4 protein-coding genes are annotated in these 3,872 nt (G+C 41.7%); 2 read left to right on the top strand and 2 right to left on the bottom strand.

The features are described 5' to 3' along the window. Positions 1 to 120: 120 nt before the first annotated feature. The gene (locus B2400_RS14445) at positions 121 to 1,884 is read right to left on the bottom strand and encodes an ABC transporter ATP-binding protein (RefSeq protein ID WP_293934478.1); all 1,764 of its coding nucleotides are present in this window, start codon (positions 1,882 to 1,884) and stop codon (positions 121 to 123) included. Positions 1,885 to 1,894: 10 nt separating this feature from the next. After that, on the bottom strand, positions 1,895 to 2,653 hold the full coding sequence (gene truA, locus B2400_RS14450) for a tRNA pseudouridine(38-40) synthase TruA (RefSeq protein WP_286651941.1): 759 nt from the start codon (positions 2,651 to 2,653) through the stop codon (positions 1,895 to 1,897). 108 nt (positions 2,654 to 2,761) lie between these two features. Between truA and B2400_RS14455 the strand changes: the two genes are divergently transcribed. Continuing rightward, positions 2,762 to 3,235, top strand: coding sequence for a DUF4293 domain-containing protein (locus B2400_RS14455; RefSeq protein ID WP_260044153.1), 474 nt, complete (start codon positions 2,762 to 2,764; stop codon positions 3,233 to 3,235). A gap of 11 nt (positions 3,236 to 3,246) precedes the next feature. Beyond that, positions 3,247 to 3,714 (top strand): hypothetical protein, encoded by a 468-nt coding sequence (locus tag B2400_RS14460; RefSeq protein ID WP_293934481.1) that lies wholly within the window; start codon positions 3,247 to 3,249, stop codon positions 3,712 to 3,714. The last annotated feature ends 158 nt before the right edge of the window (positions 3,715 to 3,872 follow it).

Genomic DNA, 3,872 nt, shown 5'->3' on the forward strand with positions numbered 1-3,872 from the left:
GGAAGGATGTAAGGATGAACAAGAGCCTGCTAATCCTAAAATCCTTCCTTTCCTGGTTCAAAGGCAACACATCCCGACCATCCTTACATCCTTTCCTTTCCTGGTTCAGAAACAGATTTATCAAATTCCCGCCGAATTAAACTGCAATTCGTATAGTTTTCTGTAGTGCCCATCTATTTCGAGAAGCTCGTGGTGGCTTCCGATTTCCATGATTTCGCCCTTATCGAGTACAATGATTTTATCTGCTTTTTGTATTGTCGATAGGCGGTGTGCAATAACAATAGAAGTTCTTCCGTCCATCATATTGTCGATGGCGTGTTGAATCATCAGCTCTGTTTCAGTATCGATAGAAGACGTTGCTTCATCCAGGATGAGGATCTTCGGATCATGTACTAGTGCGCGGATGAAGGATATCAACTGAGCCTGTCCGGCAGATAAAGTTGAACCGCGTTCCTGCACCTGATACTCAAAGTTGCCCGGTAAGCGCATAATGAAGTTATAGGCACCAACTTTCTTGGAAGCATCGACGATACTCTCCATCGAGATATTTGGATTGTTCAAGCGAATGTTGTTGAGCACGGTATCTGAGAAGAGAAAAACATCTTGCAATACCGTAGCAATCGTTTGACGCAAGAAAGTCAGATCGTACTCACGGATGTCTACACCATCCAACAGGATCTGCCCTTTTTGGATCTCATAAAAACGGCTCAATATATTGATAACCGAAGATTTCCCCGCACCAGTTGCTCCCACCAGCGCAAGCGTCTCACCTGGCTTTACCGAAAAACTAACGTCCTTCAGTACCCATTTCTCTTCATTATAGGCAAACCAAACATTCTTAAATTCGATTGCTCCGGCAACATGCTCCGGCTTATATTCTCCGGCATCTGGTGTAAACTCATCGGTATCCAAGACATCGAAAATACGTTCCGCGGAAACCATCCCCATCTGCAAGGTGTTGAACTTGTCGATCAACTCCCGGATTGGGCGGAAGATCATGTTGATATACATAATGAATGCAACGACAACACCCGGAGAGATGGCATCGGCTAGAATTTGTTTGGAGCCATACCAAACCAGAAGTCCGGTGGCAATGGCAACAATAATCTCTAATACAGGGAAGAATATAGAAAAGTACCAGTTGGCACGAATATGCGCATTTCTATGTTCTTTGTTGATCTCTTTGAACTTGCGCATCTCTTGATCTTCGCGCGCAAAATATTGAATGACCGCCATCCCGGTAATATGCTCTTGCAGGAAGGTATTCAAATTGGAAACCCACAGACGCACGCTTTGGAAGGCTGATTTCATAGCTTCCTTGAAGATATACGTCGCGCCAATCATTAATGGCATTGGAATCAAGACGACTAAAGTCAGTTTCCAATCCGTATAGAACATCACACCTAGAATAACGACTAATTGCAACAAATCACCAATAATCTGAATTAGTCCTTCGGAAAAGATATTGGCGATGGTTTCTAAGTCAGAGATCGTCCGAGTAATCAACCGACCGATAGGTGTATTATCGAAATATTTAAGGCGTAAGTTGGTAATATGATTAAATACTTGGATACGGATATCGCGGATAACCGATTGTCCGAGCGTATTTGTCATTAATGTGTGAAAATATCGAATCAGTGTTTGTGCCATTAATAATGCAAGCATAAGTAACAGCATTTGTGTTAAGCCTTTGCCCGATCCCGATAAAATATAATGGTCTAACGTGTACTCGATCAACAGCGGCAAAGCCGGAGCCACGGCCGCCAATAAGATGGTCAGCACCACGGAAACCCAGAAAATAGTGCGATAAGGGCGAATATATTTCGCTAAGCGCCCCAATAACTTACTATCATATGCTTTTCCGGAGATTGATTCTTTTTCCAAGGTGATGTGATTAATCGATATAAGGATACAAAACTTTTGTTAAATATAGGCCACATGCCGGAACAGAAGTCCCCGCCATCGAGCGATCCTGACTCGCAATGACAGCTTTTACATGTTCTACAGGCTTTTTCCCTAGCCCTACTTCCATCAATGTCCCCACGATTGCCCGTACCATATTTCTTAAAAAACGATCTGCAGTGATATGGAAGATCAGCTTGCCATCCTTCATTTCCCATTCAGCGCGGGTTATCTCACAGATATTGGTGAACACCTGTGTGTTCGATTTGCTAAAGCAACTGAAGTCTTGCTTCCCCCAAAGGTCTTTAGCCGCCAAATTCATCTTATCGATGTCCGGGATATCACGTAACAACCAGGATTGCAAATGTAGAAATGGATCTTTTATAAAATGAACATGATATTCATAGCTTCTGGAAGTTGCGTCGAAGCGCGCATGGGCCGCACTATCCACAGGAATAAGTCTATAGACGACGATATCGAAGGGCAGTAAAGCATTGAGAGAATGGATAAAACGATCTGCATTTTTTAGTACCGCTGCATTGCTCTCAAAATGTACAAACAGCTGCTTGGCGTGTACCCCAGTATCGGTTCTACCCGCGCCGACGGTCTCTACAGGCTCCCGAAGCAAGATCTGCAAGGCCCCGTTAAGTTTTTCTTGCACACTTACTGCATTCTCCTGCACCTGCCAACCATGATAAGCAGTACCATTATATGCAATCTCCAAAAAATAACGTGATGATGTTTCTTCCACGAAGCAAAGGTACGCAAAACTAACTTTTGCGGAAACCAAAAGCCGTCCGAAACTAAACCCAATTTGAACTGTTTATACTATATTTGTACATATACTTAAAATTAAACTATGATACAGCGTATTCAAACCGTTTGGTTGTTATTATCTAGCCTTGTACTTTTCGCGCTATTCCTCTTCCCTTATGTGAGTTATATCGACTTGGTTGGACTAGGAAAAAACATTTATGTTTCTGGAGTTTATTCATCGGTAAACAACGTGGCTACGAAAGAATCCTCATTTCTGTTGATGACTATCGCTACGGTAGTATTAGCACTGATTCCGTTGTTCATTATTTTTAAATATAAGAACCGTAAAACTCAGCTATCACTTATCCTTGTACAGGTCATCCTAATCTGTTTATTTGCTATCTGGATGTTTATTTCTGCAAACAATATCCTGAGCCTGATCAATCAAAGTATTGGTGCTAATAACATCGGTATTGGTTTCTTCCTATTGCCGGTATCCATTCTGTTTTTGGGCTTGGCAATCCGCGGTATTCGTAATGATAACAAATTGATTAAATCTGCGGATAGATTACGTTAATTCTTTATGCCATGAAGCAACTACTATTAGCCATATTTTTTATCGGTCTTTTTGTTGCACCTCAGTATTTGAAGGCGCAGGAAACCGAAGATCCAAGCGTGCATGTGGTGAACGAAATTCAGTTCGACCTAAAGTCTGTTAAGACCGTCGCTGATACCCTTGTTGTTGATCTCTTCGCCATTTCTTATGAAAAGAACCCGCGCGAATTCCGCCTCAATGTATTTGGATCCAACCTAACGGATGCCGATGGAAAAGAGCATTTCCTAACATCTATTCAAGTAGGGAGAGTAATCGTAAATATTGCAGACAGACAGAATTACTTGAACTACCTATTGAATCAAGATGTGCCTGTCGCAATCCAACTCAAGCTTGCACCAGCAACGGATGCTATTAAAAAAGCAAAGCAAGTAAAGTTAGTTTTTGCAGACTTTGAAGAAGAAGGAAAGTTTGTTGAAGCAATTATTGGGATTAGACATTAGAGTTTAGATGTAAGATATTAAACATTAGACCTTAGAGTATGCGGGATTGGATTGAGGAATTGGATATACATATTAAACTGGGGTCGATTGGATACTAATCTTACTCAATAATACATAGATAAAGGGGCTATTTGCATGAGGGCACTGAAAAAGTCCCC

This window comes from Sphingobacterium sp. UBA6645 (assembly GCF_002455685.1).
Lineage (GTDB): Bacteria > Bacteroidota > Bacteroidia > Sphingobacteriales > Sphingobacteriaceae > Sphingobacterium > Sphingobacterium hotanense.

What these genes read in the sequence shown, in the direction of transcription:
- B2400_RS14460 (WP_293934481.1), top strand. Translation starts at nt 3,247, where the DNA reads ATGAAGCAACTACTATTAGCCATATTTTTTATCGGTCTTTTTGTTGCA.
- B2400_RS14455 (WP_260044153.1), top strand. Translation starts at nt 2,762, where the DNA reads ATGATACAGCGTATTCAAACCGTTTGGTTGTTATTATCTAGCCTTGTA.